The organism is Neobacillus fumarioli NBRC 102428 (genome assembly GCF_001591485.1).
GTDB lineage: Bacteria > Bacillota > Bacilli > Bacillales > Cytobacillaceae > Neobacillus > Neobacillus fumarioli.
The window spans coordinates 1-2,501 of record NZ_BCUZ01000206.1 but is presented as its reverse complement, the minus strand read 5'-3'; the positions used below and the strand labels follow the sequence as shown (position 1 = coordinate 2,501).

Below are 2,501 nucleotides of genomic sequence, written 5' to 3'. Positions count from 1 at the left end.
AGTCAATACACCTACTGAGTTTTCATAGAACTTTTGACACTGCCAAAAATCGAGCGCGCCAACTCAGACAGCTAATGATACTTTATTATACCCTTAATTTTCCAATTTAAAGATTTATTTCATAAAAAAACCCTTGCTCACTCCTAATTGGAGGATACAAGGGCTTCTATTATAAAATAAACATTCCCACAAGTCCTGATATAATAGCCAAAATAACCACAGATCCTGCTGTGAAGAACAACACCTTATTAGGGAAGGATCGTCCTACAAGAAGGAGCGACGGAAGGCTGACAGACGGCAATGCAATTAACAGAGCAGCCGCGGGGCCGCCACCCAATCCAAACGACATGAATGTTTGAATAATTGGGATTTCAGCAGCCGTTGGAATCACAAACAGCATGCCGGCAATCGCAAACCCAATTACCGTCAGTAAGCTATTTGATGCTGCATCACTAATGTGCGGGAAAAGCCATACCCGAAGTGCACCAATCACCAAAACAGAAAGAATATAAGTTGGCACGATATACAAAATCATGCTTCCAATCGATTTTATCCACCTGGAAGCAAATGATCCAGATGCTTCTTGAGCTGCTTTTTCTGCCATTTCTTCCATATCAACCGAATTTGCATTAGGAGCAAACCGATTTGCCAGATAACTTACGCCAAATGTTAAGATCAAACCAAAAATCAAGCGAAGAACGGTAAATTTCCATGATAAAACAAAAGTCATGAAAATGAACGTTGCCGGATTTAACGTTGGATTGCCCAGCCAAAAGGCTAAGCTTGCACCGACTGAAACCTTTCTCTTCCGAAGACCGACAGCGATCGGCGCTGCACAGCAGGTGCACATCATCCCTGGAAGTGATGCAAGTCCAGCTTTTGCGGTACTGCCAAAAGAGTTTTTTCCAAATAGTTTTAACAGCCAATTTGCCGGCAGTAACACCTGCAGCAGCGATCCTAGTAAAATACCTAGCACAGCAGCTTTCCAAACAGCATTAAAGTATGCAAGTGCATAAGACCATGCACTGTCCCAAGAGACTTGCGGCAAATTCGGTTTATCTCCCAAAATCGACTTCCCGATAGAATGGGTTGTTGCTGCCATCATAGACTTATTATAATACGGAACCCATTTTACATAGGCAAGCCCGGCAATCGTAATCAATATAAAGATCACTGCAAATACAACAGTCTTTTTGGATTTTTCCTGAGGTGATGCTAAAGAACTGTTTACTTGAGCCATGTTTATAATACCCCCAAATATATATCATAACTTTTAAAATTGTATCATAATAGGTCAAATTTATGATGATATTTCTTTTTTTAAATTAATTCACTGTTTGCCAATGATGAAGAAAAAAGAGCACCATATCGATGCTCTTTGGTTAAATCACATTTTTCTTACTGGAAAAATGTTTATGGTCTATTTCTTCCTCATGTTTTGCCTGCAGCAATTGCTTGATGGCTTTTAATTCATCTTCAATCCGTTAAAGGTGGCTTTGCATATCATCAATTTCTTGTTCTGCTTTGTAGTTGATCGCAAAGTCAATAATCGATTCATGCTTATCGCGTGCTGCCTGACGGTTTTGACTCATCATAATGATCGGAGCTTGAAACGCAGCAATAAATGATAAAATAAGATTGAGTAAAATAAACGGGGGTTTATCAAAATGTTTTGTAACAGACAAAGAATTCCAAATCATCCAAAGTGAAAGGAATAAGCCAAAATAGATGATAAACCGCCAGCTTCCTCCAAAAGATGAAATCCGATCGGCTAAGCGATCAGCCCATGTGGTTTTGCGGAAATATTCCTCATCTAAATGTGCTAAAATACTTTTCTCATAATTATCAACTAAACGGTCAATTCTTTTTGTATCCTCTTTATTCAATTCAATATCAAAACCATGAATGTTTGCAGCTTCTTCTATTTTGTTTTGAGTCATATCTTGCTTTTTCAGATTGTTAAATTTCATGTTCATTGCACCTCCCAATCTAGCTGGGAGTCATTAATCCGTATATCCCTTAACCGGAAGTCAAGATTTTCCCAGACGCTTCCGGACAGAGATTTGAGCAATTAATGCTCCCGCCTTTCATTTTGATATTTCCTAGCCTACTGCCGGGACTGTCCACGAAAATCTCACACTCCTTCGTTATATAAATATATTATTCTTGTTAAAATAAATGGTGAATCTAATTTCTAAATAACAAAAAACCCACCTTTAGACAAGGGGGGTAATCATTACAAATAAATGTAATTGTTCCAATCCCCCTAGTTTAGCTTTAGCACTATACAACGTAGAGAAGATCTCAGCCGCGTTAAGTAAAGCCTTAATCCGGCAATACCTGTTCTACCCATTGGCGTCTTTCGACGTTTCCGGGCAGCGGCCTATGTTTGCATAGAAGCCTCGCCTAACGAGAATAACAATAACAATCAAACGGATATTTAAATTTAACTTCTATTTTATAACTTGAGCTCATGAATGTCAATAGGCACTGATGAAAAA

2 protein-coding genes and 1 riboswitch are annotated in these 2,501 nt (G+C 38.7%); both genes read right to left on the bottom strand.

Annotated elements, in window-relative coordinates; translation table 11 throughout:
- Positions 1-169: 169 nt before the first annotated feature.
- Positions 170-1,240 carry a permease gene (locus BFU02S_RS15545; protein ID WP_066372634.1) on the bottom strand — a complete coding sequence of 357 codons (1,071 nt, stop codon included), beginning with the start codon at positions 1,238-1,240 and terminating at the stop codon, positions 170-172.
- A gap of 244 nt (positions 1,241-1,484) precedes the next feature.
- Positions 1,485-1,970 (bottom strand): DUF1003 domain-containing protein, encoded by a 486-nt coding sequence (locus BFU02S_RS15540; RefSeq protein ID WP_235842092.1) that lies wholly within the window; start codon positions 1,968-1,970, stop codon positions 1,485-1,487.
- A gap of 285 nt (positions 1,971-2,255) precedes the next feature.
- Positions 2,256-2,421, bottom strand: a riboswitch (M-box (ykoK) riboswitch).
- Positions 2,422-2,501: the final 80 nt, after the last annotated feature.

Excerpts from the sequence above, each read along its gene's own strand:
- BFU02S_RS15540 (WP_235842092.1), bottom strand. The coding sequence starts at position 1,970 with ATGAAATTTAACAATCTGAAAAAGCAAGATATGACTCAAAACAAAATA.
- BFU02S_RS15545 (WP_066372634.1), bottom strand. The coding sequence starts at position 1,240 with ATGGCTCAAGTAAACAGTTCTTTAGCATCACCTCAGGAAAAATCCAAA.